The following is a 22,485-nucleotide window of genomic DNA, read 5'->3' as shown; positions in this document are numbered from 1 at the left end:
ATGTTATGTTGTAACTTTGCTGGCCCGCTTCTATATGCCGCGCATGGCCCATGCGCTTGCCCCCCGATTCTGGGAACAGGTCGATTCGCGGTTCGATCGCTTTGCGATTGGACTGTCGAGCCTGTGTCTGGCGCATTGCGTGGCGAGCACGGTGCTGCTCGCGCTGGCATCGGCGGCGGGGGCATTCCTCCATCCCGCGATCCACGAGATAGGCCTGGTCCTTGCCATCCTGTTCGGACTGGTCGCGCTCGGCCGCGGCATTTGGAAGCACGGTTATATGATGCCGTCCGCGGTCGGCGCCTTTGGCCTCGGCATGATGGCGGGTGCGCTGACCTTGCCGCATGGTGGGCAGGAAATCCTGTGGACCGTGATCGGCGTCGCGATCCTCGCGCTCGGCCACGACCTTAACCGCCGGGCCACCTACTGACGCTTGCTGCAAGGGTCTTGCAGGCCTACATTGCGTCCATGCACGCGCACGATCATCACGAACATCATGGCGCCGATCTCGCACGCGCCGCGCAGGCGACGCTGGAGAAGGCTGGCGAGCAATGGACCGCGATGCGCGCCTCGATCTTCGAGGCGCTGTCGGGCTTCGAGAAGCCGGCCTCAGCCTATGACATTGCCGAGGCTGTGTCGAAGCGTGAGGGGCGCCGCGTTGCCGCCAACAGCGTCTATCGCATCCTGGATCTGTTCGTAACGTCGAACCTTGCCCGCCGGGTCGAAAGTGCCAACGCCTATGTCGCCAATGCGCATCCCGACTGCCTGCATGACTGCATCTTCCTGGTCTGCGATTCGTGCGGCCAGACCACGCATATCGACGATGATACGATCACCAAGACCGTGCGTTCCGCGGCCAAGGGGGCTGGATTCTCGCCCGTTCGCCCGGTGATCGAAGTGCGCGGCAAGTGCGCGGATTGCGACTAGGCTAGGCTCTCACACCCGCCATCGCATGGATCGCGCGCGCCAGCTCCGCGATGGCGTCCTCGCGCGTCACTTCGCCAATGGCTGCAGCATAGGACAGCAATTGCGCAGCCCCCATCATGCTCCACAGCGCGGGGTCGCGGATCTCGCCTGACGGGGCGAAGGGCAGGAACAGCGCGCGGCATTTCTTCAGGAACATCGTGCGGAATGCGCGCATGATCTGCTCCAGTTCGGGCGATCCCTCCAGCGCGGCGACCACTCCGGGGATCTCGCGCCCCTGCGCCAGCACGCAATCGACATAGGCGGCTGCCATCGCCTGCGCTCGGCCCTCGAGCGTCAATGGACTCGCGTCGAGCGCCGCATCCATCAACGCGTCCTGTCGCGCGTCGAAATCCCGGAACAATGCCGCGAGCAGCCCCGCGCGGGTCCCGAAATGATCATAGACCACCGGCTTGGTCACGCCTGCGCGTTCGGCGAGGTGCCCCAGCGTCAAGGCATCGGAGCCTTCGGCGCGGATGATGCTCCAGGCGATCGTCATCAACTGGGCGAGCCGGTTTTCACGCGACATGCGGGTACGGGCGGGGGTTGACATTTAACCTACCATTAGTAACTTACTATAAGTATATAAGCTCAATGCCAATCATGCCATACCCGTTGGAGCCGATGATGCGCAATTTGGTGGTTATTTCCCATCCTGACCCGAACTCGTTCACCCATGCTGTCGCGAGTGCGGTAGCGGATGGCCTTAGCGAGCTGGATGCTGCGGCGTCGGTCGAGCTCGCCGATCTCGCTGCCGAAGGGTTTGACCCGCGCGAAACGGCGCGCGATCTCGCCGTTCACCTCCAGACTGCGACGCCGGCGGACGATGTCCTCACCGAACAGGCGCGGATTGACCGCGCCGACCGGCTGGTGCTCGTCTATCCCGTCTACTGGTGGTCGTTCCCAGCGCTGCTCAAGGGGTGGATCGACCGCGTCTTCACCAATGGCTGGGCCTATGGATCGGGCGGAAATGGTGGGCGCAAACGGCTCGGCCGGCTGGAAGTCGTGCTCGTTGCCGTGGCCGGGGCGGACTCGGGCACCTATGCGCGCCACGGCTATTTCGGCGCGATGCGCACCCAGATCGATCACGGCATCTTCGACTATTGCGGTGCGCGCGTCGTACGGCACGAACTGCTGCTCGAATCGCACGGTACGGATCAGCAGGCCAATCTCGATGCGGCGTTCCGCCTCGGGCGCTCGCTGGCGCAGCGCCGCGCCGCCTGAGATTTCACCGGCTCCGCATTTTTCGTGCACGGCCCCTGCATATTGCTCGTGCAGGGAGCGTCCTGCCCGTCGGGGCGTTGGCAATCGACACCATGAAGGTGCTGGAGTAAGTGCGCTAGATGGCCGACCTTCCCAAGACGCCGTTGCTCGACACCGTCGACACGCCGCACGACCTTCGCAAACTCAAGCCGAATCAGCTGCGTCAGCTGGCAGACGAACTGCGCGCGGAGACGATCAGCGCGGTCGGCACCACTGGCGGGCATCTTGGCTCGGGACTCGGCGTGGTCGAGTTGACCGTCGCGATTCACTATGTCTTCGATACGCCCGACGACCGGCTGGTCTGGGACGTCGGGCACCAATGCTATCCGCACAAGATCCTGACCGGGCGCCGCGACCGCATCCGCACGCTTCGGCAGGGCGGGGGGCTTAGCGGCTTCACCAAGCGCAGCGAGAGCGAGTACGACCCGTTCGGCGCCGCGCACAGCTCGACCTCGATCTCGGCCGCGTTGGGGTTCGCCGTCGCCAACAAGCTGTCGAACCGGCCCGGCCGCGGCATCGCGGTGATCGGCGACGGATCGATGAGCGCGGGCATGGCCTATGAGGCGATGAACAATGCCGAACAGGCGGGCAATCGCCTGATCGTCATCCTCAACGACAACGACATGTCGATCGCGCCGCCCGTCGGCGGCCTCTCGGCCTATCTGGCGCGCGTCGTTTCCTCCTCGGAATATCTCGGCCTGCGCAGCCTAGCGAGCAAGGTGGTGCGGAAGCTGTCGCGCCGGGTTCATAGCGCCGCGTCGAAGACCGAGGAGTTCGCGCGCGGCATGGTCACCGGCGGCACGCTCTTCGAGGAACTGGGCTTCTATTATGTCGGCCCGATCGACGGCCATAATCTCGAGCATCTGATCCCGGTGCTCGAGAATGTCCGCGACGCCAAGGAAGGCCCGGTGCTGGTCCATGTCGTGACCAAGAAGGGCAAGGGCTATGCTCCGGCCGAGGCGGCGGCGGACAAATATCACGGCGTCCAGAAGTTCGACGTCATCACCGGTGCGCAGGCCAAGGCCCCGCCCGGACCGCCCGCCTATCAGAATGTGTTCGGCGAGACGCTGGCGAAGCTCGCCGAGACCGATCCCAGGATCTGCGCGATCACCGCGGCGATGCCCTCGGGCACCGGCGTTGACAAGTTCGCCAAGGCACACCCCGAGCGCGCCTTCGATGTCGGTATCGCCGAACAGCATGCTGTCACTTTCGCCGCGGGGCTTGCCGCGCAGGGGATGCGGCCATTCTGTGCGATCTATTCGACCTTCCTCCAGCGCGCCTATGATCAGGTCGTGCACGACGTCGCGATCCAGAACCTGCCGGTCCGATTCGCGATCGATCGCGCCGGGCTGGTTGGCGCCGATGGCGCGACCCATGCGGGCAGCTTCGACGTTACCTATCTCGCGACGCTGCCGAATTTCGTGGTGATGGCTGCCGCGGACGAGGCCGAACTGGTCCATATGACCCGCACCGCCGCCGAGTATGACGCCGGCCCGATCGCGGTCCGCTATCCGCGCGGCAACGGCGTCGGCGTGCCGCTGCCCGAGCCCGAACTGCTCGAGATCGGCAAGGGCCGCGTGGTGCGCGAGGGCAAGAAGGTCGCGATCCTATCGCTCGGAACCCGCTTGGCGGAAGCCCTCAAGGCCGCCGACATGCTGGAAGCCAAGGGCCTGTCGACCACCGTCGCCGACCTGCGCTTCGCCAAGCCGCTGGACGAGGCGCTGATCCGCCGCCTGCTCACCACGCACGAAGTCGCGGTGACGATCGAGGAGAATGCCGTCGGCGGGCTCGGCGCGCACGTGCTGACGATGGCGAGCGATGCCGGTCTGATCGATAACGGCCTCAAGCTGCGTACCATGCGCTTGCCCGACATCTTCCAGGATCAGGACAAGCCGGAACTCCAGTATGACGAAGCCGGCCTCAACGCGCCGAATATCGTCGATACGGTGCTCAAGGCGCTGCGCTGGAACGAGGCCACGGCTGAGGGCGGCGTGCGGGCCTGAAACCTGAATGACTTTCGGTCCGTCCGCGCCGCAAATCAAAAAGGCCCGGACGGCCTCGCCGTCCGGGCCTTCGCTTGGGATCTCCTGGCGCTCGGATGCCTAGCTCGAACCCAGATAGTGCCGCTGCGCCGCATCGGTCGCATTGACGGCCAGCAGGGTATGCTGCTCCACCCGGCGCGGCCGCGAACGCCGATCGCTCGCGGCATCGAGCACGCGGTCGAGCAACCGCTGTCCCTCCTGCCACCAGCCCAGATCGCTGTCGGCGTTGAGGTGTCCCTGCGCCCCGGCATCGGCGAACACGCTGCCCCAATTGGCGGCAAGGTTGCGCGCATGATCGATATGCACCCACGGGTCGTCGGTGCTCGCGACAAGGATCGAGGGGAAGGGCAGGGGCTTGGCGGGCGAGGGAGCGAAGGCCCGTAGTGCCGGATGCTCGCCGCCATCGACGTCGGCGGGCGCGACGAGCAGCGCGCCGGCGACTGGCCAGCCATAGGGTTGTCCCGCCAGTTCCGCCCACCAGGCGACGGCGAGGCAGCCCAGGCTGTGCGCGACGAGCACCACCGGTGCCTGGGCCTCGCGGATCGCCTGATCGAGCTTGGTCACCCAGCTGTTGCGGTGCGGCGTATTCCACATGCCGAGTTCCACCCGGCGGGTATCGGGACGTGATTCCTCCCAAAGGCTCTGCCAGTGCGAGGGTCCTGAACTGCCCAGACCCGGAACGGTCAGGACGATCGGCGAATTCACGTCATGGGGCGAGAAAATGGACATGCCTGTTTCTCCAGATGACGACTCCATGGCCCGATCTTATTCCTATCTATTAAGTAGGCAATAAACATTGCGTTGAATGGCGCGAAGCGTGCGATGATGTGCGCGACCGGTCCCGGCTTGACCGCCGGACCGCTGCGCGCGATGCGGGGGCATCGGGGGACGGCGGATGCGCAACCGGGGCGTAAGCAATCCAGCGCGCAACATGGCGATTTGCGGCGTGGTCGGCGTCGCGGGGATCGTCGCGGTTGCGGCCGGCGCGCTCGAGATGCGGGCGCTGGGACATGAAACCGGGCGCACCGCGGGGCTGATCGCGCTGGGGCTGTTCTCGGGCATCCTCGGCATCGCCCTCTGCTTCAACTTCTGGCGCGCGGTCCGCATCGTGCACGACATGCGCAGCGGTCGTACCGCGATCGCGCGCTGGACCTTGCCGCCACAGGAGTTCGACCGGTTCCGGGTGATCGATCGCCGCTTCGCTGAACGCGAAGAGGACAACGACTACAAGGTGCCGCGAACGACGCCGCCGGATGGCGTGGACGTGATCTTCTCGGAGGATGGCGTGCTGATCGGCGGCGTCTATTTCGGCCTGGCGACGACCGGGATCGGCCGGTTCGACAATGTCCGCTGGATCGGCTCGGACCCGCCGATGATCGAATTCGGCACGGTGCTGACTACCGCGACCAATCTCAGCGTTGTGCACATCCGCCATATCCACGGCACGCTGCGCGTTCCGGTGGCGGTGTCGGCTTCGCAACAGGGCGATCGTGTCGCACGCCGCTTTCGAGATGTCATTGAACGGCGGGTGATCGTGAAGCCGTATTTCTGGACGGCGCGATTGCGCGCGGGCCTGTGGATCGCGGGCGTCTTCGTGTGCTTCGCAGCAGTCGGCCTCGCGCTGCGCGCGCGCAATCAGGAACTCGCCAACATCCCACTTGTCCTAGCAGTCGCAGGGACGATCATCGCGATAGGCGGGCTGGTGATCGCGTTTCTCGCCTGGGCTCTGCGCAGGCGGCAGCGCGGCGGATAGGGCAAGGCGCCCGGTCCGCCGCGCCGTCCTTCAGGCCGGTTCGAACAGCGTTTCGATCCGGTCGTAGCTCGCAGCCATGCCATGCTCCATGCCCGACGCCAGCATCGCCGTGCGCGTCTCGTTGTCGGGCAGCGTCATGCGCATCGTCATCAGCGTGCCAGCGCCATCGGCCTCGAAGCGCGTTTCGACGCGGTTGTCGGGCGTCGGATCGGGCAGGTGCATCCGCTCGACATGCACGATCCGGCTGAACGGGGTCAGTTCGATATACTCGCCCGTCAGGTGGAAACCGGCGTCGTTGCCATCGCTCCATTCGTAGCGGATCTGGCCGCCCGGCCGCGCATCGTTGATGCAGACGGGCATCGTCCATCCGTCCGGCCCGAGCATCCACTGCTGGATCAGTGCGGGTTCGGTGTGCGCGCGATAGACTTGCTCGGGGGATGCGGCAAAGCGCCGCGTCACCACCACCTGCGTGTCGCCCTCAGTCCGGATATCAAAGCTTCCCATTCGTCTTCTCCTCGTCATCATTCATGGCAGTCAGGACCGCGTCGAGGCGGTCGTAATTCGCGGAAAGCGCCTTGCGCAGCATCGACAACCACTCCTCGATTCCCTCAAGCGCATCGGGGGCCAACCGGCACGGCCGTTTGGTCCCCTCCACGCGCCGCACGATCAGCCCTGCACCTTCGAGCACCTTGAGGTGCCGCGAGATCGCCGGCTGGCTCATCGCAAAGGGCCGGGCGAGATCCATCACCGTCGCTTCGCCCGCCGCCAGCCGCGCCACGATCGCGCGGCGGGTTGGATCGGCAAGCGCCGCGAAGCTGGTGTCGAGATTAATCATAACGTCCTCTCTATATAAAGAATCAGTTATATAATGGGACGCGACTTGTCAAGCTGGCGAACGCGGCCTGCGGATTTCGGTGTGACGACAGTGGGGGATGGGTTGGCGCGCCCGGCAGGATTCGAACCTGCGGCCCCAAGCTTAGAAGGCTCGTGCTCTATCCAACTGAGCTACGGGCGCGCGCTGGCCGTGCGTTAGCGCGGATTATGCGGCCGGGAAACTGCATTGATAGTTTCCATACTTGGAAAGTTTTTGTTGAGCGGGTCGCATCGCTCAGCTAATAGTTTCCTGAATTGGAAACTATATCGAGGCCGGCATGCGCTTTACGCTCTACCTCCACCCACTGGCATCCTTCTGTCACAAGGTGCTGATCGCGCTGTACGAAAACGACGTTCCTTTCGCGCCGGTGACGGTCGATCTCGGCGATCCGGGCGATGCAGCCTTGCATCTCTCGCGCTGGCCGGTCGGCAAGATCCCGGTTCTCCACGACGATGCCGAGCGGCGCATCGTGCCCGAAACCAGCATCATCATCGAATATCTGCAGGATCGCGCGCCCGGCCCGGTGCCGATGCTTCCGGCCGATCCCGATTCCCGGCGCGAGGCGCGGCTGTGGGACCGGTTCTTCGACAATTATGTCGCGGTGCCGGTGCAGAAGATCGTGCTCGACCGGATCCGGCCCGAGGATGGTCGCGATCCCCTCGGCGTTGCGCAAGCGCGCGCGACGCTCGATACCGCCTATGCGATGATCGACGGCCAGCTGTCCGCCCAGCCCTGGGCCGCGGGCGACTCCTTCACCCTTGCCGATTGCGCCGCCGCACCCGCCCTGTTCTTCGCGTCGATCGTCCACCCGATCCCGGAGCCGCATGCATCCGCGCATGCCTATCTCGATCGCCTGCTGGCGCGCCGGTCCTTCGCGCGGTTGCTGGCCGAGGCACAGCCCTGGTTCCACCTCTTCCCCTATCGCGACGCCATGCCCGCGCGCTATCTGAGGCCGTGAGTGATCAGTGGAGGCGGCGATGGAAGTGCAGAAGCTCGACCGCGTGTTCCACGCGCTTGCCGATCCGTTGCGACTGACGATGGTCGAGCAGCTCAGCCGCGGTCCCGCATCGGTGAAGGAACTGGCGGCGCCGCTCGACCTCGCGCTGCCCTCGGCGGTCAAGCATCTCCAGCTCCTCGAACAGACCGGTATCGTCCGCTCGAACAAGGCTGGGCGGGTGCGTACCTATGATCTTAGGCCGGACGGGCTGGCGCCGGTCGCGGATTGGGTGCGGCGGCGCGAGGCGGCGCTGGGCGCAGCGTTCGATTGGCTGGCGCAGGCGATGCGCGATTTTCCGGAGGAGGGGGCATGACCCCGCCCGAACATGCGAAGTTCATCGTCGAACGCCGATTGCCGGGGAGCCCTGCGCACGCCTTCCGTTTCTGGGCGGAGCCCGACCTCAAGCGGATTTGGACGGGCTGCCACGCCGAGTGGGAAGAGCTGGAGAACCGCTTCGCCTTCTCGCCCGGCGCGATCGAAAGCGTGCGCTGGCAGATGCCGGACGGCCAGGAGTTTGCTGTCCGCATCCATTATTTCGAGATCCTGGCCGCGCAGCGCATCGTCTATGCCTATGACATGGCGCTCGGCGGGCGCTGCATCTCCGTCTCGCTGGTGACGGTCGAGTTCGTGCCCGCTGACGGAGAGACGCTGATGCGCTTCACCGAGCAGGCGGCGTTCCTTGACGGCAGCGACTCTGCCGCACGCATTGCCGGCACGCATGAAGGATTCGACCGGCTCGTGCTGTTGATGGCAGAGGCGCACAACGCCTGACGCCGGATTGCGTGAGCGGCGAACCACCCGCATAGTCGCGCCGACGGCGAAGGGGCGGGCGATGAACGACGAGGCGGCACCGGTACGGATCAACGCAGGCCAGGTCGCGGGAGGGCATTTCCGCTATTATGATTTCGTCATGGCGGCGTTCTGCGTTGTCCTCGTGCTCTCCAATGTGGTGGGGGCGGCGAAAGTCGCGACGCTCGGCGGTCTTACTTTCGGTGCCGGCATTCTCTTCTTCCCGCTATCCTATGTCCTCGGCGACGTCCTCACCGAAATCTACGGCTACGCCCGCGCCCGCCGCGTGATCTGGGCCGGGTTCGGCGCGACGGTGTTCGCCGCGATCATGTGCTGGGTTATCGTCATCATGCCGCCGGCGCCCGGCTGGGAAGGGCAGGAGGTGTATGAGGCGGCGTTCGGCCAGGTCTGGCGCATCGTCGGCGCATCGGTGATTGCTTTCTGGGCGGGTGAGTTCGTCAATTCCTACGTCCTCGCGCGGATGAAGATCCTCACCGCGGGCAAGCATCTGTGGAGCCGCACCATCGGCTCGACCGTGTTCGGGCAGGGTGTCGACAGCCTGATCTTCTACCCGCTCGCGTTTCTCGGCGTCTGGACCACGGAGCAGGTGGTCACGGTGATGCTCACCAACTGGGGTCTCAAGGTGCTCTGGGAAGTCGTTCTTACCCCGGTCACCTATGCCGTGGTCGGCTTCCTCAAGCGGCGCGAGGGCGTGGATGTGTTCGACGAAGGCACCGATTTCACCCCCTTCCGTACGCGCGTCTGAATGAAGGACAGCCTGTTCCAGGCGGCCAAATTCTGGCTCGTCGATGCGACCGGCCTCGCCAAGGACGCGCTGCACATCCATGTCGGGCTGATCGTCTTTTTTGCTGCGGCGCTGATTTTCCGCTGGCCGTTGCGCAGCTGGAGGCCCTGGGCCGCGGCGCTCGCTGCGGCGCTGGCCGGGGAGGCGTGGGATTTGTGGGAGTCGCTCAGCGAGGGGCGGCGCATCCTGCTCTGGGCGAACTGGAAGGATGTGTGGAACACGATGCTGTGGCCGAGCGCGATCCTGCTGCTCGCGCGCGGCACGCGACTATTCGGCACAGGACGGCGTTGATAACCAGATAGGTTCTACATGCATATGGCATCGCGGCCGGAATCATGCCGGCTCGTAGCGATTGTTCAACCCGTCGCCTTTCCATGTGTCGCGCCCGGGCGACACCGATCGAACAAGGGTTGCCGCCCTCAGGGGTGACCGGCGGGACTTGCACCCGCTAGCACCGGAGTCACAGACCGGCCGCGCACTGAATTGCGTTCGGCCACACCTGAAGACGGCGGAAAAGCTAGGATTGTCGAGTGATTCGGTCAGGGCGGCAGGATCTGAACCCGCAACCTCCCGCCTCAAAGCGGGCGCTCTGACGCGCTTGAGCTACGCCCTGATCGACGGGCGCAGTCGGTCGACCGTCAATGTCGGTGGTGCGAGGGTCGCGGTCGCGCAAAGAGACTTGCAGAGAACATGGGGCGCATATTGCAGGGTTTGCGCAGCTATTCAAGTGCCTATTTGGTGATTTCTTTACCGGCGGGAAACTTTGACGAATCGCAAAGCGCATTGCGCGCTGCGGGTGCAGCTATCGGGCCACAAGGAGACTCACGATGCAGATGCCCCTTCACGCACAGGCTTTCGCCGACGCCGTTCCCCTCCGCCGCAACCGCGGCGAGCGCGTCTTCGATCTTCACCCCGCGCTTCACATCGCGCTGTTCGGCGGCTTCTTCGCCTATCTCGGCATCATGTGGGCCGCGTTCGGCGAGAAGGGGCTGGCGATCCCGTTCGCGATCTTCGCAATCTTCCTCGCCGCAGCCTTCATCGTTCCCGCCTGGTGGGCACGCGTCGCGCCCGGCGAGGGACGTAAACCCGGCTGGAACGAGTTCTTGGGCGAGGGGATCGTGTGCGAGACCGGCCGGCTCGATGCGGGCGGGGCGATGGTTCAGGTGCTGATCATGCCGGTGATGCTGATCGGCTGGGGCCTGTTCCTCGCTGCGGTGCGTGCGCTGGTCTGAACTCACGGGGAGCAGACCGGTCGCGATATTGGGTTTCGCCTGGTGCAGTTGCGTGCTGGGCTCCCGGCCGTTCCTTGAACCGTCGATCCGTGTCGATTGACATCGTCGCGCGAAACCCGGCGATCGCGGCGGCTTCCTCGATCTCTCGCGCACGCGTTTGTCTGTGACTCTTGGGGCCTTTCGCCCTCAGGACGCTGCCCTGTCGAGCGCGTCACGATCCAGTATCACGATACCGTGGCTGCCTTCGCGCCGGATCGTCCTCTCCTTCTCGAATGCGGTCAACGTGCGGCTGACCGTCTCGATCGTGATGCCCAGCAGCTGCGCCATCTCGCCGCGGGTCAGCGGCAGCTCGAACGCGGTCTCGTCATGGCAGGGCGCGGGGCTGGCAGCGCGTGAGAAGGAGAGGATCAGTGCGGCCACCCGGCCCCTGGCTTGGCGTTTCGAGATCAGGTCGATGAGGGAGCGGCTCTCGTCGAGCTCGCGGCCAAGTTCGCCGAGCAGCCGTGCGGCGAGCGCGGGACGCGCATCGCGCAGTGCCGCGAACTGGCCGCGCGGAAACAGGCAGGCCTCGCTGTCGGTCAGCGCGGTAACGTGCAGCGTGGCGGCTGGCGCGAACATCTGGCCCAGCATTCCCGCCGGATGCACCAGCGCGACGATCCGTTCGGTCCCGTCGCGATCGATGGTGGACATCTTCGCCGCGCCCCGGGTCAGGGTGGCGCAGACCGTGTTGGGATCGCCCGCCGCGATGATCGTCTCGCCGCGAGTATAGCGGCGGTGATGACCGATCCGCGCCAGTTCGGCGCGGTCGTCGGGTGACAGGGCCGAACAGACGGCGCGGTCGGCGACCGGGCAAGTCGCACAGATGATCCCGCCCGCCTGGGCCATCAGGAAACCGCTTCGAGCAGTCCCTCGAACAGGCGCCGGCCGTCGATGCCGCCGTGCGCGGCTTCGATCTTGCGTTCGGGGTGCGGCATCATGCCGAGCACGTTGCCGGCGGCGTTGACGATGCCTGCGATCTGACGCGCGCTGCCGTTGACTTCCTCGCCATAGCGGAAGGCTACGCGGCCTTCGCCCTCGAGCCGGTCTAACGTTTCCTTGTCGGCGAAATAGTTGCCGTCATGATGCGCCACCGGGACCGACAGCGTCTCGCCGGCCGCGTAACGGCTGGTGAAGATCGTCTGGCTGTTGTCGACCGTCAGCGCGACGTCGCGGCACACGAAGTTGAGGCCTTCGTTGCGCATCAGTGCGCCCGGGAGCAGCCCGGTCTCGGTCAGCACTTGAAAGCCGTTGCAGATGCCGATCACCGGCGTGCCGCGTTCGGCTGCAGCAACCACCGCCTTCACCACCGGGGACCGCGCGGCGATCGCGCCGCAACGCAGATAGTCCCCATAGGAGAAGCCGCCGGGCAGCGCGATCAGGCCGAGACCGTCGGGCAGTTCGCTCTCGCCATGCCACACCATGTGCGGCTTGGTGCCGGTGACGCTCTCGATCGCCACCGCGAGGTCGCGGTCGCAGTTGGAGCCCGGGAAGACGATGACCGCCGACTTCATTGGCCGGAGACCTCAGGGCGTTCTACCCGGTAGTTCTCGATCACGGTGTTGGCGAGCAGCTTCTGGCACATCGCGTCGATGTCCGCGTCGCTGGTGCCGTCGGCCACCTCGAGCTCGATCAGCTTGCCGACGCGGGCCTCGCCCACGCCAGAGAAACCGAGCGAGGCAAGCGCATGCTCGATTGCCTTGCCCTGCGGGTCGAGCACGCCGTTCTTGAGGGTGACGACGATGCGCAGCTTCATGGGTTTTGCCTCCGGGGATTTGCCGCGCCCTATGGGCCGGGTAGCCCGCGGGTTCAAGTGCGGTGTTGAGGTTCGCCTGGCGCGCGCCTGGGCAATCGCGTCAACCTTGCGGCTTCACCGCTCGTTTACCCGCGCATGGGACACTCGGCACTGCCGAGTCGCGGCCGCGGGGCCGGGACCGGGACCGGGGGAGTGGGTAGAATGGCGTTTCTTGCGATCGCCCTGTTCGTGGTGCTGATGGCGTTCGGCCGCGATTATTTCGGCTGGACCGACCCCAAGGGTATGACGACGATGGCGCTGATCTGCGCCTTCGTCTTCGGGGTTATCGCCGGGCTGAAAGCCAAGGGATAGCGTGCCGCATGCGGCGGGGCTTACTTGCCCCGGCGCTTGCGGTGGCTTTCGAGGTCGAGCACCGCCGAGTCGGCGCCTTCCGGCATCAGGCCGAGGCGGCGCGCGACTTCCTGATAGGCTTCGACTTCGCCGCCGAGATCGCGGCGGAACCGGTCCTTGTCGAGCTTTTCGCCGCTGACCATGTCCCACAGGCGGCAGCCGTCTGGGCTGATCTCGTCCGCGAGGATGATGCGCGGATAGTCGTTATTGTCGAAGATGCGGCCGAACTCGAGCTTGAAATCGACCAGGCGGATGCCGATTCCGGCGAACAGGCCCGACATGAAGTCGTTCACCCGGATCGCCATGTCGGCCATGTCGTGCAGCTCTTCCTGGCTGGCCCAGCCGAAGCACAGGATATGCTCGTCGGTGACCATCGGGTCGCCCAGCGCATCTTCCTTGAAATAATATTCGACGATGGTGCGAGGCAGCTGTTCGCCTTCGGCGATTCCGAGCTTCTTCGACAGCGATCCGGCGGCGACGTTGCGCACCACCACCTCGATCGGGACGATCTCTACCTGACGGATCAGCTGCTCGCGCATGTTGAGGCGGCGGATGAAGTGAGTCGGGATGCCGATCGCGCCGAGCAGCGTGAAGATGTGCTCGCTGATCCGGTTGTTGAGCACGCCCTTGCCGCTGATCGTGCCCTTCTTCTGGGCGTTGAACGCGGTCGCGTCATCCTTGAAATATTGGATCAGCGTGCCGGGCTCGGGGCCTTCGTAGAGGATCTTGGCCTTGCCCTCGTAGATCTGGCGGCGGCGTGCCATCGTATCTGCGGTCCTTCAGAAACACGGTGCCCCGGCGGCGCTTGGTTCGCGCGGGCGCCGGGGCTTGGAGGGCCGAGCCTATATCGAAACGCGGCTCGGCGTGCAATCAATCGCTGGCCACCGCCGGGGCGACCGTTTCGCCAGCTTTGGCGGGCCGGAACCGCGGACGGATCCAGCGCCAGGCGAGCAGGCCGGCCAGCAACACCAGCAGAGGCGGCCCGAGCACCGCGATCGCGCCGAGCACGAAGGCGAGCGTCGCCTGTGCCGACGCTGCGAGCAGGTCGAGCGAACTGGTGAGCGGCGCGCCGGCGTCGAACCCGCGAACGGCGCGGCCCGAGCGATAATCGAAGACCATCGGGGTGTTGGCCAGCGATTCGCGCTGCTCGCTCGTCGAGGTTTTTCCTGCCTCGATCCGCTGGGCGATCTCGGCGCGCTGCTGCTGCAATTCGGTGCGTTCGCTGGCGGAGAGCCCCGGGCGGGCAAGTTCGCGGTCGATCCGCGTCAGCTCTTCCTGTGCCCGCGCGCGTTCGGCGGCGATCCGGTTGATCTCGGCGCCGGCATCGGTGCCGGTGATCTCGGCATCGACGAGCGTGCCCTCGGCCTTCTGGATCGCGGCGATCCCTTCCTTGCCGAACTGGCGCGCGAGGCTGGGGTCGAGCTTGAATGCCAGCATCGCCACCACCCGGCCCTCGCCGACGAGCTGGTAGCGCAAGCCGGTGATGCGGCACCGGGCGATACCGAGCTTCTCGCACGCCCCGGCATGCTCTTCCTGCGCGGCCGAGATCCGCTCGGCCGGGAGCGAGAAGGCATAGCGATAATTGAAGGCGACGCCCGGCGCCGCGGTGACGGCGACACCCGCCGGGGCCTCAAGGGTTTCGGCGGCGCTGTCCTGCGCTGCAGAAGGTTCGCCTTGCATCTGCGGGGCTGTTTGCTCGGTCGTCGATCCGCGGTTGCTTTCTGGTGCTCGGCCGCACCCGGCAGTTATCAAAGCCAGCACCAGAAGTGTCGAACCCGATGTCCATCGCATGTAGCAAGCTCCCTCCAGTGATGCCGCTCGTCGCTCATAATGAACGACTCGTCGCTGATTGATAGCACATCACATCAGGGGGTATTCGACAATGCCCTTTTTCTGCCACATTTGATTGATGACCAACGCCTATGGATCGCCCGGATTGTCGCGGCGTCCTGGACGCCCTTCGGCTCAGCCGATGCAATAGGTCCGCTTGCGCGCTTCGTCGCTCGCGTCGGGCGGGACCACACGGCCGAGGAGGCGCCGAAGCGTCCGGCCTATCCGCCCGAAACCGCGATCGATCCCGTTGCTCAGTATGTGGTGGTTTTCCGCCCAGAAGCGGTCGGCATATGGTTCGTGCATGGTGTTGTTCCCAATGTTCGAGGATCTGCTCCTGAGCGTTGAAATGGCGAATTCCGTTGCGCAGGACCAACAAAAGGATCGACGTGAACCATCATTAGAAGTTATGGGTCGGCGATGCGCCAGCTTCCGCCCCTTGCTGCCGTCCGTGTTTTCGAGGCCGCGGCGCGGCGCGGCAACTTTACCCGCGCCGCCGAAGAACTGGGGATGACCCAGGCGGCGGTCAGCAATCAGGTGAAATTGCTCGAGGAGCGGCTCGGCATCGCCTTGTTCCGCAAGAACGGCCGCGGCGTGGCGCTGACCTCGGCGGGAGAGCGTATCGCACCCCAGGTGAGCGCTGCGCTGGACGGCCTGTCCGAAGCCTTTGCGACGGCCCGCGCCGAGGATGAGGCGGTGATGACGATCTCGGCGCCGGGCACCTTCTCGACCAACTGGCTGGCGAGGCGTCTGGGCAGCTTTCAGGTGGCCCGGCCCGAGCTGGCGGTGCGTGTGCTCGTGACCGACGCGATCATCGATCTTGCATCGAGCGATGCCGATGTCGCGATCCGGGGCGCGCACGGGCCGTGGCCCGGGCTGGTTTCGCATTTCCTGATGCGCATGCCGTTCACGGTGATGGCGAGCCCCGATTTTCTCGCGGCCCATCCCCCGATCCGCACGCCTGCCGACCTGCTCGGCCTGCCTCGCGTGTCCCCGGACGACAGCTGGTGGGCGCTCTGGTTCGAATCGGTCTTCGGCGATGCGGCGGTAGCGTCGCAACCGGGGGTCGATTTCCAGTCGCAGGTGCATATCGGCAACGCCGCGGTTGCGGGCCATGGCCTGGCGATGCTTTCCCCGCCCATGTGGCTGTCGACGATCGCCGAGGGGCGGCTGGTGCAGGTGCTGCCCGAGATGGTCTATTACAAGAACAGCTTCTGGCTGGTCTATCCTGAGGCCAAGCGCAACCTGCCCAAGATCCGCGCCTTTCGCGACTGGCTGCTCGCCGACGTGCGGGCGTCGCTGGGCGACGACCCCTATGGCGCCCTTGTTCCACCTCCGGCGGACATGTGACGCCCCTCGCAAGGGCGGAATAGCCCTGCTATCGACCCGGGATGTCCACCGACCTTTCCGACCCGTTTGACCAGATCGTCGATGCTCCGTTCGATAGCGCGCTGAGCGAGCGCTACCTCGTCTATGCGATGTCGACGATCACCGCGCGCTCGCTTCCCGATGTGCGCGACGGATTGAAGCCGGTGCACCGCCGCCTGCTCTGGGCGATGCGGCTGCTGCGGCTCGATCCGAGCCAAGGCTACAAGAAGTGCGCGCGCGTCGTCGGCGACGTGATCGGCAAATACCATCCGCATGGCGATCAGTCGGTCTATGATGCGATGGTCCGCCTCGCCCAGACCTTCGCGCTGCGCTATCCGCTGGTCGACGGGCAAGGCAATTTCGGCAATATCGACGGCGATAACGCCGCCGCCTATCGCTACACCGAAGCCCGGCTGACCCAGGTCGCGATCGACCTGATGGACGGGCTCGACGAGGACGCGGTCGAGTTCAAGCCGACCTATAATGGCGAGGAGAACGAGCCCGAGCTGTTCCCGGGGCTGTTCCCCAATCTGCTCGCCAATGGCGCGAGCGGTATTGCGGTGGGGATGGCGACGAGCATCCCGCCGCACAATGCCGCGGAACTGATCGACGCGGCGATTCTGCTGATCGATCAGCCCAGCGCCGAGGACGCGCAGATTCTGGAGCTGGTGAAGGGGCCGGATTTCCCGACCGGCGGCATCGTCGTCGACAGCCCCGCCGCGATCCGCGAATCCTATGTCACCGGCCGGGGCGGTTTCCGCGTCCGCGCCAAATGGGCGCTGGAGGATCAGGGGCGCGGCACCTGGCAGATCGTCGTCACCGAGATCCCCTATGGTATCCAGAAAGGCAAGCTGATCGAACAGATCGCGAGCCTGATCAACGACAAGAAGCTGCCGATTCTGGCTGATGTTCGCGACGAATCCGATGCCGAGATCCGGATCGTGCTCGAACCCCGCGCCCGCACCGTCGATCCCGACACGCTGATCGAGAGCCTGTTCCGCCTCTCCGACCTCGAAACGCGCGTGCCGCTCAACTTGAACGTGCTCGACCATACGCGCACACCGCGGGTGATGAGCCTCAAACAGGCGCTGTCCGCCTGGGTCGATCACCAGTTCATCGTGCTGCGCCGCCGCTCCGAGCATCGCCTGTCCAAGATCGCGGACCGGATGGAGCTGCTCGACGGCTATATCATCGCCTATCTCAACCTCGACCGGGTGATCCAGATCATCCGTACCGAGGACGAGCCAAAGCCGGTGATGATGGCCGAGTTCGAACTGACCGACCGGCAGGCCGAGGCGATCCTGAACATGCGCCTGCGCGCGCTGCGCAAGCTCGAGGAGATGGAGCTGCGCAAGGAGCGCGAGGCGCTGGCCAAGGAACAGGCCGATCTGGAAGCGCTGCTGTCGAGCGACGCGCGCCAGCGCACGCGGATGAAGCGCGACCTCGGCAAGATCCGCGACCGCTATGGCCCCGAGACCGCGCTGGGCGCGCGGAGAACGCTGGTGGCGGAAGCGGCGCCCGCGCGCGAAATCCCGCTCGAGGCGATGATCGAGCGCGAGCCGATCACCGTGATCCTGTCGCAACGCGGCTGGATCCGTGCGATGAAAGGACATGCCGAGCTGGCGAGCGCCGAGACCGCCAAGTTCAAGGAAGGCGACGGTCCGTTCATCGCCTTCCACGCGCAGACCACCGACAAGCTGCTGCTCGCGGCGGAGAATGGCCGCTTCTACACGCTGGCAGCGGATAAATTGCCCGGCGGGCGCGGGTTCGGCGAACCGGTGCGGCTGATGATCGATCTTGATGGCGGCACCGGGATCACCGGGCTGTTCCCGGCGAGCGCGGCCGCGAAACTGCTGGTTGCTGCAAGCGACGGGCGTGGCTTCCTGGTCAAGACCGAGGACGTGATCGCCGAGACGCGCAAGGGCAAGCAGGTGGTGACGCCGCGGACCGGCGCCCATCTGAAGCTGGTCAAGCCGGTGGGACCCGAGGACGACTATGTCGCGGCGATCGGTGACAATCGCAAATTGGTCGTGTTTCCGATCACCGAAGTGGCCGAGCTGGCGCGCGGGCAAGGCGTGCAGCTGCAGCGCTATCGCGACGGCGGGCTCAGTGACGCGGTCACGTTCCGCTTCGCGGATGGGCTAAGCTGGCGGATGGGCGGCGAGCAGGGGCGGATGCGCAGCGAGACCGATCTGGCGCCCTGGCGTGCGGCGCGCGGCGCGGCGGGGCGCATGCCGCCCATGGGCTTTCCGCGCGATAACCGCTTCTGAATCGGACGCTTTCGGGGCCGGGCCTTTAGCGGCTCTTAACCAAATCGCGGTAGCGCTGCACAGTGATGCTGCTGTCCCGCCGAAGCAAGGACAAGTCCACGCGCCCCTCCGGACCGGTCGAGGGTGACGCGACGCGCCTGCTCGGGCCCAGCGGCGCGGCGCAGATCCTCAACATGCTTCCTGTTCCTGCGGCCGTGATCGAATGGAAGAATGGCGAGTTCGCGTTCGAGACGGTCAATCGCCCGTTCCGCCTCGCGGGGCTGGGAACCGTGGCCGATCAGTCGCCGCTGATCCGCCTGCTGGGCGGGCGGATCGCCGCATTCATCGATTCCGAGGCGATCGAGCAGGAGTTCGACTGGGAGCTCGGCGATGCCGTCGATTGCCGCCGTTTCCGCGTCAAGCTTGCCCGGCGCGCGACCAGCAAGGGCAGCGGGCGCTGTCTGGTGACGCTGATCGATCAGACCTCCGAATTGCGGACCGAGCGCAGCCTGCGCCGCGAGATGCTGAGCGACAGCCTCACCGGCCTGCCCAACCGTGCCGGCTTTGCCGAGCGGCTGGAGGAGGAGATCGAGCGCGGCGGGATGAGCGAATTCGCGGTCCTGGTCATCAATCTCGACCGGTTCAGCCGCGTCAACGCGTGCATGGGCGGGCTTTCGGGCGACGAACTGCTGATCTCGGTCGCGCGGCGCGTAAAGGGCGCCCTCCGCGCCCATGATGTGCTGGCGCGGACCGGAGGCGATGAATTTGCGATCCAGCTCGCGCTGGACGAGGGGACGAGCGACGCGTTCCACGTCGCGAAACGCATCCAGAACGCGCTGACGACGCCGTTTCGCCTTTCCGACTTCGAGATCCGCGTCGATTGCTCGATCGGCATCGCGGTAGGCGACGAGACGGTGGCCGACGCGGAAGAGCTGATCCGCCACGCCCAGTTCGCGATGAAGCGCGCCAAGAAGAGCGGACGCACCGAACTCTACCAGACGCTCGCCCTCGACCTGGCCCGCCAGCAGTTCAGCATCGAGACCGAACTGCGCCGCGCGATCGACAATGGCGGGCTTTCACTAAGCTTCCAGCCGATCTGCGACCTGGCCACCGGCCGGTTCGTCTCGTTCGAGGCGCTGGCGCGCTGGACGACCGAGCGCGGGATGGTGGTACCGCCCGGCGACTTCATCCCGGTGGCAGAGGAATCGGGGCTGATCGTTCCGCTCGGCCGCTGGGCGATGCATGAGGCGGCGCGCACCGTCGCGCAATGGGATGCGCTCGCGGGCCGCGATTGCGGGGTCAATGTCGCGGTCAACCTGTCGGCGATCCAGCTTCAGCGCGACCAGATCGCGCCGATGGTCGAAGCGGCGCTTGCCGCCAATGGCGTCGACGGCCGCCGCATCACGCTCGAGCTCACCGAAAGCGCGCTGGTCACCGATCCCGATCATATCGCCCGTACGATGCACGCGCTCAAGGCGCTGGGCACGACGCTGGCGATGGATGATTTCGGCACCGGCTACTCGAACCTCGCCTATCTGCAGAAGCTGCCGATCGACGTGCTCAAGATCGACCGCAGCTTCGTTACCGGCATGCTCGCCGACCGCGACAAGATCGCGATCGTGCGCGCGATCCTGAGCCTTGCCCAGGCATTGGGGATGCGAACCACGGCGGAGGGCGTCGAGACCAACGAGCTTGCCCAGACGCTTGCGGCACTCGGCTGCACCTATGGGCAGGGCTATCTCTACGCGCGCCCGCTGCCGCGCGACGAGGCCTATGCGCTGCTGTCGCGCGACAGCAGTTCGGCGACCACCGAATCGGCGATCTGACCGGTGCGGTCCTCGCCGGGAAATCCCTCGGCAATCCAGATATCCTCGACCCGGCGCAGCGCTCGGGCGACGTCCGGGCCCTTTGACAGGCCGCGTCCGATCAGCGTGCCGCCGCTCAGCGGCAGGCGGGGCGGCGTCCAGCCCGCGACGTCGCGTGCTCCCGCGGCGTCGCCGGCGAGCAGCAGCCGGTCGGCGGCGCGATCAGGTCCGATACGATAGGCGAGCGCCTGCGGCCCTTCGGCGAACTCGGAGCGGATCGCGCTTGCGAGCGCCTGGCGTTCGGCATTGGAGAGCTTGAGACGCGCACCGACCGCCTCGTTCACGGAAGGATCGAGCGGGAGGACCGCCGCGAGGCGGCGGACCGGATCGGGCGCCAGACCAGCCGTCGCTTCGTGTCCGGAGAGCGTGGCGAGCCGTTCGACCCCGGCTGGATCGATCTCGGGTACCACGGGTTTCAGAATGTCGCGTTCGACCATCAGCCGGAGCACGCGGACCGCATCGGGCGCGACGAGCAGCTTGAGCAGTTCGTCGCGAATCCGCTCGCGCGAGAGCGCCATCAGATCGTTGGCGCGGGCGGTGCAGGCTTCGAGCGCGTCCTGATCCGGCGTGTCGCCGAACCGGGCGAGGAACCGGAAGAAGCGCAGAATGCGCAGATGATCCTCGGCGATTCGCTGCAACGGATCGCCGATGAAGCGGATATGCCGTTTCCCGAGATCGGCGAGGCCGCCGAAATAGTCGAAGATCTCGCCTGTCTGCGGATCGGCATAGAGCGCGTTGATCGTGAAATCGCGCCGCGCCGCGTCCTCGCGCCAGTCGTCGGTGAAGGCGACGGTGGCGCGGCGGCCGTCGGTCGAGACGTCGCGGCGCAGCGTCGTCACCTCGACCACCGTCCCGCTGCTCACCGCGGTGATCGTGCCGTGCGCGATGCCGGTGGGGATCGCCTTGATCCCCGCGCCTTCGAGCAGATCGACGACCTGTTCGGGCGCAAGCGGCGTCGCCACGTCGACATCGGTGACCGGCAGGCCGAGCAGCGTGTCGCGCACCGCCCCGCCGACGAAGCGGGCATTGCCGGGGCCAAGCGTCGCGGCGAGCCGGTCGAGGCCGGGCTGGTTTCGCCAGGAGGCGCCGGGAAGGATCATCGCCTCCACCTCAGCCGTCGCGAGAGGTTGACCAGCATCGCCGCGGTCGCGCCCCAGATGCGGTAATCCTGCCACGCGATTTCATAATAATGCCGGTCCCGCCCCTGCCATTCGACGCTGGTTTCGACATGGTTCGCGGGGTCGAGCACGAAGTCCAGCGGAACCTCGAACACCGCGGCGACCTCTGCGGGCTGGGGCGTGAAGGCGAGATCGGGGGCGATCACGCCGACCACCGGCTGCACCTCGAAGCCGGTGATGGTGCGATACGGGTCGGCCTCGCCGATCAGCTCTACCGCGGCCGGAGCGAGGCCGATCTCCTCGCATGCCTCGCGCAATGCCGCGGCCGTCGCATCGGCATCGCCCGGGTCGATCCGGCCGCCTGGAAAGGCGATCTGCCCGGCATGGCGGCGCAGGGAATCGGTGCGCTGGGTGAGGATCACGCCGGGGGAGGGACGGTCGGTGACCGCGACCAGCACTGCGGCCGGGGTCGGCACGCCGTCGCTGTCCGCCGCCACGTCGCGCAGGTCTCCCGACAACAGCACGGGCGCGTGGTCCGCCGCGAGTGCGACGCGGAGGCGTTCGGCCAGCGTCATGCCGGCTCGATCGGGAAGAAGGCGCCGCGGCTCCAGATGCCGGCCGGGTTCGAGCCGTTGTCGAGGGCGAGCGCCGCGATCTCATAATAGACCGTCCTGGCGATCAGCGCCTCGAGCCCCGCCCGGACGTGGAGATAGGGGTGGGGCCCGTCTTCACGCGCTTCGAACCGGATCGCGTGATCGGGGCCGGCCGGGACCAGATCGCCCGTGTTGAGCCGGAAGGCGATCTCGGTATCTGCACCGCTGCCCTCGACCTTCATCTCGACTGCGACGAAGGGTGCGTCCTCGACATCGATGTCGAGCTTCTCGACCGGGGTGACCAGCACATGGCTGCCATCGGGTTCGCGGCGCAGGATGGTGGAGAAGAGCCGCACCATCGCCGTGCGGCCGATCGGCGATCCTTGATGGAACCAGGTACCATCGCGCGCGATGCGCATGTCGCTGTGTCCGCAATGCTGGGGATTCCAGCTGGCGACCGGCGGCAGCTTCTGTTCGTCCGCCAGCCGTGCGATCTCCGCAAGGGAGAGGCTGGCGAGATCGGGTTGGGGCGGCATCGGCATCGCCAAGCCGTTAGGCGCTTTTA

Annotated in this window: 28 protein-coding genes and 2 tRNA genes; 16 read left to right on the top strand and 14 right to left on the bottom strand. The window is 66.1% G+C overall.

The window, feature by feature from the left end:
- Nucleotides 1-43 precede the first annotated feature (43 nt).
- Nucleotides 44-427: a MerC domain-containing protein gene (locus BDW16_RS07620; protein ID WP_371836714.1), complete on the top strand. Its 384-nt coding sequence runs from the start codon at nt 44-46 to the stop codon at nt 425-427.
- 38 nt (nt 428-465) lie between these two features.
- A complete protein-coding gene (locus tag BDW16_RS07615) occupies nt 466-924 on the top strand; it encodes a Fur family transcriptional regulator (protein ID WP_066580419.1) in 459 nt (152 codons plus the stop codon).
- 1 nt (nt 925) lies between these two features.
- Here BDW16_RS07615 and BDW16_RS07610 read toward each other — a convergent pair whose 3' ends face one another.
- Nucleotides 926-1,489 (bottom strand): TetR/AcrR family transcriptional regulator, encoded by a 564-nt coding sequence (locus BDW16_RS07610; RefSeq protein ID WP_206431475.1) that lies wholly within the window; start codon nt 1,487-1,489, stop codon nt 926-928.
- Nucleotides 1,490-1,599: 110 nt separating this feature from the next.
- Between BDW16_RS07610 and BDW16_RS07605 the strand changes: the two genes are divergently transcribed.
- Both BDW16_RS07605 and dxs read left to right on the top strand, forming a co-directional pair.
- A complete protein-coding gene (locus BDW16_RS07605; protein ID WP_198585776.1) occupies nt 1,600-2,184 on the top strand; it encodes an NAD(P)H-dependent oxidoreductase in 585 nt (194 codons plus the stop codon).
- A 119-nt stretch (nt 2,185-2,303) separates the two neighbouring features.
- A complete protein-coding gene (gene dxs / locus BDW16_RS07600) occupies nt 2,304-4,226 on the top strand; it encodes a 1-deoxy-D-xylulose-5-phosphate synthase (protein ID WP_066580417.1) in 1,923 nt (640 codons plus the stop codon).
- A 99-nt stretch (nt 4,227-4,325) separates the two neighbouring features.
- Here dxs and BDW16_RS07595 read toward each other — a convergent pair whose 3' ends face one another.
- Nucleotides 4,326-4,994, bottom strand: a complete 669-nt coding sequence (locus tag BDW16_RS07595; RefSeq protein WP_066580412.1) for an RBBP9/YdeN family alpha/beta hydrolase — start codon at nt 4,992-4,994, stop codon at nt 4,326-4,328.
- Between the two features lie 202 nt (nt 4,995-5,196).
- Here BDW16_RS07595 and BDW16_RS07590 point away from each other — a divergent pair, with 202 nt between their 5' ends.
- Nucleotides 5,197-6,018 carry a hypothetical protein gene (locus BDW16_RS07590; RefSeq protein WP_100362725.1) on the top strand — a complete coding sequence of 274 codons (822 nt, stop codon included), beginning with the start codon at nt 5,197-5,199 and terminating at the stop codon, nt 6,016-6,018.
- A 30-nt stretch (nt 6,019-6,048) separates the two neighbouring features.
- Here the strand turns inward: BDW16_RS07590 and BDW16_RS07585 are convergent, their stop codons facing one another.
- From BDW16_RS07585 to BDW16_RS07575, 3 genes are all read right to left on the bottom strand, one after another.
- A complete protein-coding gene (locus tag BDW16_RS07585; protein WP_066580408.1) occupies nt 6,049-6,522 on the bottom strand; it encodes an SRPBCC domain-containing protein in 474 nt (157 codons plus the stop codon).
- Nucleotides 6,509-6,853 carry an ArsR/SmtB family transcription factor gene (locus BDW16_RS07580; protein ID WP_066580406.1) on the bottom strand — a complete coding sequence of 115 codons (345 nt, stop codon included), beginning with the start codon at nt 6,851-6,853 and terminating at the stop codon, nt 6,509-6,511. The genes BDW16_RS07585 and BDW16_RS07580 overlap by 14 nt, the downstream gene beginning before the upstream one ends.
- A 103-nt stretch (nt 6,854-6,956) precedes the next feature.
- A tRNA-Arg gene (locus BDW16_RS07575) sits at nt 6,957-7,033 on the bottom strand.
- 136 nt (nt 7,034-7,169) lie between these two features.
- Here BDW16_RS07575 and BDW16_RS07570 point away from each other — a divergent pair.
- The 5 genes from BDW16_RS07570 to BDW16_RS07550 all read left to right on the top strand — a co-directional run bounded on the left by BDW16_RS07570 (nt 7,170) and on the right by BDW16_RS07550 (nt 9,774).
- Nucleotides 7,170-7,850, top strand: coding sequence for a glutathione S-transferase family protein (locus BDW16_RS07570; protein WP_066580405.1), 681 nt, complete (start codon nt 7,170-7,172; stop codon nt 7,848-7,850).
- Nucleotides 7,851-7,869: 19 nt separating this feature from the next.
- A complete protein-coding gene (locus BDW16_RS07565; RefSeq protein WP_066580403.1) occupies nt 7,870-8,202 on the top strand; it encodes an ArsR/SmtB family transcription factor in 333 nt (110 codons plus the stop codon).
- The gene (locus BDW16_RS07560) at nt 8,199-8,660 is read left to right on the top strand and encodes an SRPBCC domain-containing protein (RefSeq protein WP_066580401.1); all 462 of its coding nucleotides are present in this window, start codon (nt 8,199-8,201) and stop codon (nt 8,658-8,660) included. The genes BDW16_RS07565 and BDW16_RS07560 overlap by 4 nt, the downstream gene beginning before the upstream one ends.
- Nucleotides 8,661-8,721: 61 nt before the next feature.
- A complete protein-coding gene (locus BDW16_RS07555; protein ID WP_066580398.1) occupies nt 8,722-9,444 on the top strand; it encodes a queuosine precursor transporter in 723 nt (240 codons plus the stop codon).
- Nucleotides 9,445-9,774 carry a hypothetical protein gene (locus tag BDW16_RS07550; protein WP_066580396.1) on the top strand — a complete coding sequence of 110 codons (330 nt, stop codon included), beginning with the start codon at nt 9,445-9,447 and terminating at the stop codon, nt 9,772-9,774.
- A gap of 248 nt (nt 9,775-10,022) precedes the next feature.
- On the opposite strand, the gene BDW16_RS07545 is transcribed toward BDW16_RS07550, so the two are convergent.
- Nucleotides 10,023-10,096: transfer RNA gene (locus tag BDW16_RS07545), tRNA-OTHER, on the bottom strand.
- A gap of 214 nt (nt 10,097-10,310) precedes the next feature.
- Between BDW16_RS07545 and BDW16_RS07540 the strand changes: the two genes are divergently transcribed.
- Entirely contained in the window at nt 10,311-10,715 is a 405-nt protein-coding gene (locus BDW16_RS07540; RefSeq protein ID WP_066580394.1) for a hypothetical protein, read from the top strand.
- A 186-nt stretch (nt 10,716-10,901) separates the two neighbouring features.
- Here BDW16_RS07540 and BDW16_RS07535 read toward each other — a convergent pair whose 3' ends face one another.
- From BDW16_RS07535 to purS, 3 genes are read right to left on the bottom strand one after another with little or no spacing between them, the layout of a single operon-like run.
- Nucleotides 10,902-11,600: a Crp/Fnr family transcriptional regulator gene (locus BDW16_RS07535; RefSeq protein WP_066580391.1), complete on the bottom strand. Its 699-nt coding sequence runs from the start codon at nt 11,598-11,600 to the stop codon at nt 10,902-10,904.
- A complete protein-coding gene (gene purQ, locus BDW16_RS07530; protein ID WP_066580389.1) occupies nt 11,600-12,265 on the bottom strand; it encodes a phosphoribosylformylglycinamidine synthase subunit PurQ in 666 nt (221 codons plus the stop codon). Before purQ ends, BDW16_RS07535 begins: the two co-directional genes overlap by 1 nt.
- On the bottom strand, nt 12,262-12,507 hold the full coding sequence (gene purS / locus BDW16_RS07525) for a phosphoribosylformylglycinamidine synthase subunit PurS (protein ID WP_066580388.1): 246 nt from the start codon (nt 12,505-12,507) through the stop codon (nt 12,262-12,264). The genes purQ and purS overlap by 4 nt, the downstream gene beginning before the upstream one ends.
- Nucleotides 12,508-12,708: 201 nt before the next feature.
- Here purS and BDW16_RS21280 point away from each other — a divergent pair, with 201 nt between their 5' ends.
- On the top strand, nt 12,709-12,858 hold the full coding sequence (locus BDW16_RS21280; RefSeq protein WP_157081424.1) for a hypothetical protein: 150 nt from the start codon (nt 12,709-12,711) through the stop codon (nt 12,856-12,858).
- Between the two features lie 20 nt (nt 12,859-12,878).
- On the opposite strand, the gene purC is transcribed toward BDW16_RS21280, so the two are convergent.
- Nucleotides 12,879-13,661 (bottom strand): phosphoribosylaminoimidazolesuccinocarboxamide synthase, encoded by a 783-nt coding sequence (purC, locus tag BDW16_RS07520; protein ID WP_066580386.1) that lies wholly within the window; start codon nt 13,659-13,661, stop codon nt 12,879-12,881.
- Between the two features lie 106 nt (nt 13,662-13,767).
- The gene (locus BDW16_RS07515) at nt 13,768-14,577 is read right to left on the bottom strand and encodes a hypothetical protein (RefSeq protein ID WP_066580385.1); all 810 of its coding nucleotides are present in this window, start codon (nt 14,575-14,577) and stop codon (nt 13,768-13,770) included.
- Nucleotides 14,578-14,727: 150 nt separating this feature from the next.
- On the opposite strand from BDW16_RS07515, the gene BDW16_RS21075 reads away from it, so the two are divergent.
- The 4 genes from BDW16_RS21075 (at nt 14,728) to BDW16_RS07500 (ending at nt 20,170) form a co-directional block, all read left to right on the top strand.
- Nucleotides 14,728-15,075: a hypothetical protein gene (locus BDW16_RS21075; RefSeq protein WP_125958858.1), complete on the top strand. Its 348-nt coding sequence runs from the start codon at nt 14,728-14,730 to the stop codon at nt 15,073-15,075.
- Between the two features lie 72 nt (nt 15,076-15,147).
- Nucleotides 15,148-16,077: a LysR substrate-binding domain-containing protein gene (locus BDW16_RS07510; RefSeq protein WP_066580383.1), complete on the top strand. Its 930-nt coding sequence runs from the start codon at nt 15,148-15,150 to the stop codon at nt 16,075-16,077.
- Between the two features lie 41 nt (nt 16,078-16,118).
- Nucleotides 16,119-18,365, top strand: coding sequence for a DNA topoisomerase IV subunit A (gene parC / locus BDW16_RS07505; RefSeq protein WP_066580381.1), 2,247 nt, complete (start codon nt 16,119-16,121; stop codon nt 18,363-18,365).
- A gap of 173 nt (nt 18,366-18,538) precedes the next feature.
- Nucleotides 18,539-20,170 carry a putative bifunctional diguanylate cyclase/phosphodiesterase gene (locus BDW16_RS07500; RefSeq protein ID WP_066580487.1) on the top strand — a complete coding sequence of 544 codons (1,632 nt, stop codon included), beginning with the start codon at nt 18,539-18,541 and terminating at the stop codon, nt 20,168-20,170.
- On the opposite strand, the gene BDW16_RS07495 is transcribed toward BDW16_RS07500, so the two are convergent.
- The 3 genes from BDW16_RS07495 to BDW16_RS07485 are packed head-to-tail and all read right to left on the bottom strand — an operon-like array spanning nt 20,116 to nt 22,462.
- On the bottom strand, nt 20,116-21,309 hold the full coding sequence (locus tag BDW16_RS07495; RefSeq protein WP_066580485.1) for a CCA tRNA nucleotidyltransferase: 1,194 nt from the start codon (nt 21,307-21,309) through the stop codon (nt 20,116-20,118). The genes BDW16_RS07500 and BDW16_RS07495 overlap by 55 nt on opposite strands.
- The gene (locus tag BDW16_RS07490; protein ID WP_066580379.1) at nt 21,306-21,902 is read right to left on the bottom strand and encodes a CoA pyrophosphatase; all 597 of its coding nucleotides are present in this window, start codon (nt 21,900-21,902) and stop codon (nt 21,306-21,308) included. The genes BDW16_RS07495 and BDW16_RS07490 overlap by 4 nt, the downstream gene beginning before the upstream one ends.
- Nucleotides 21,899-22,462, bottom strand: a complete 564-nt coding sequence (locus BDW16_RS07485; RefSeq protein WP_066580378.1) for a DUF1285 domain-containing protein — start codon at nt 22,460-22,462, stop codon at nt 21,899-21,901. Before BDW16_RS07485 ends, BDW16_RS07490 begins: the two co-directional genes overlap by 4 nt.
- Between the last annotated feature and the right edge of the window lie 23 nt (nt 22,463-22,485).

The organism is Sphingomonas koreensis (genome assembly GCF_002797435.1).
GTDB lineage: Bacteria > Pseudomonadota > Alphaproteobacteria > Sphingomonadales > Sphingomonadaceae > Sphingomonas > Sphingomonas koreensis.
This window is presented reverse-complemented; position numbering and strand designations above follow the sequence as displayed.

Coding starts and splice junctions, on each gene's coding strand:
- BDW16_RS07490 (WP_066580379.1), bottom strand. CDS start 21,902: ATGACGCTGGCCGAACGCCTCCGCGTCGCACTCGCGGCGGACCACGCG.
- parC (WP_066580381.1), top strand. CDS start 16,119: ATGTCCACCGACCTTTCCGACCCGTTTGACCAGATCGTCGATGCTCCG.
- BDW16_RS07565 (WP_066580403.1), top strand. CDS start 7,870: ATGGAAGTGCAGAAGCTCGACCGCGTGTTCCACGCGCTTGCCGATCCG.
- BDW16_RS07555 (WP_066580398.1), top strand. CDS start 8,722: ATGAACGACGAGGCGGCACCGGTACGGATCAACGCAGGCCAGGTCGCG.
- BDW16_RS07485 (WP_066580378.1), bottom strand. CDS start 22,462: ATGCCGATGCCGCCCCAACCCGATCTCGCCAGCCTCTCCCTTGCGGAG.
- dxs (WP_066580417.1), top strand. CDS start 2,304: ATGGCCGACCTTCCCAAGACGCCGTTGCTCGACACCGTCGACACGCCG.
- purC (WP_066580386.1), bottom strand. CDS start 13,661: ATGGCACGCCGCCGCCAGATCTACGAGGGCAAGGCCAAGATCCTCTAC.
- purS (WP_066580388.1), bottom strand. CDS start 12,507: ATGAAGCTGCGCATCGTCGTCACCCTCAAGAACGGCGTGCTCGACCCG.
- BDW16_RS07535 (WP_066580391.1), bottom strand. CDS start 11,600: ATGGCCCAGGCGGGCGGGATCATCTGTGCGACTTGCCCGGTCGCCGAC.
- BDW16_RS07495 (WP_066580485.1), bottom strand. CDS start 21,309: ATGATCCTTCCCGGCGCCTCCTGGCGAAACCAGCCCGGCCTCGACCGG.
- BDW16_RS07500 (WP_066580487.1), top strand. CDS start 18,539: ATGCTTCCTGTTCCTGCGGCCGTGATCGAATGGAAGAATGGCGAGTTC.
- BDW16_RS07550 (WP_066580396.1), top strand. CDS start 9,445: ATGAAGGACAGCCTGTTCCAGGCGGCCAAATTCTGGCTCGTCGATGCG.
- BDW16_RS07595 (WP_066580412.1), bottom strand. CDS start 4,994: ATGTCCATTTTCTCGCCCCATGACGTGAATTCGCCGATCGTCCTGACC.
- BDW16_RS07585 (WP_066580408.1), bottom strand. CDS start 6,522: ATGGGAAGCTTTGATATCCGGACTGAGGGCGACACGCAGGTGGTGGTG.
- BDW16_RS07570 (WP_066580405.1), top strand. CDS start 7,170: ATGCGCTTTACGCTCTACCTCCACCCACTGGCATCCTTCTGTCACAAG.
- purQ (WP_066580389.1), bottom strand. CDS start 12,265: ATGAAGTCGGCGGTCATCGTCTTCCCGGGCTCCAACTGCGACCGCGAC.
- BDW16_RS07510 (WP_066580383.1), top strand. CDS start 15,148: ATGCGCCAGCTTCCGCCCCTTGCTGCCGTCCGTGTTTTCGAGGCCGCG.
- BDW16_RS07540 (WP_066580394.1), top strand. CDS start 10,311: ATGCAGATGCCCCTTCACGCACAGGCTTTCGCCGACGCCGTTCCCCTC.
- BDW16_RS07610 (WP_206431475.1), bottom strand. CDS start 1,489: ATGTCGCGTGAAAACCGGCTCGCCCAGTTGATGACGATCGCCTGGAGC.
- BDW16_RS07590 (WP_100362725.1), top strand. CDS start 5,197: ATGGCGATTTGCGGCGTGGTCGGCGTCGCGGGGATCGTCGCGGTTGCG.
- BDW16_RS07620 (WP_371836714.1), top strand. CDS start 44: ATGGCCCATGCGCTTGCCCCCCGATTCTGGGAACAGGTCGATTCGCGG.
- BDW16_RS07615 (WP_066580419.1), top strand. CDS start 466: ATGCACGCGCACGATCATCACGAACATCATGGCGCCGATCTCGCACGC.
- BDW16_RS07515 (WP_066580385.1), bottom strand. CDS start 14,577: ATGCAAGGCGAACCTTCTGCAGCGCAGGACAGCGCCGCCGAAACCCTT.
- BDW16_RS21075 (WP_125958858.1), top strand. CDS start 14,728: ATGAACGACTCGTCGCTGATTGATAGCACATCACATCAGGGGGTATTC.
- BDW16_RS21280 (WP_157081424.1), top strand. CDS start 12,709: ATGGCGTTTCTTGCGATCGCCCTGTTCGTGGTGCTGATGGCGTTCGGC.
- BDW16_RS07560 (WP_066580401.1), top strand. CDS start 8,199: ATGACCCCGCCCGAACATGCGAAGTTCATCGTCGAACGCCGATTGCCG.
- BDW16_RS07580 (WP_066580406.1), bottom strand. CDS start 6,853: ATGATTAATCTCGACACCAGCTTCGCGGCGCTTGCCGATCCAACCCGC.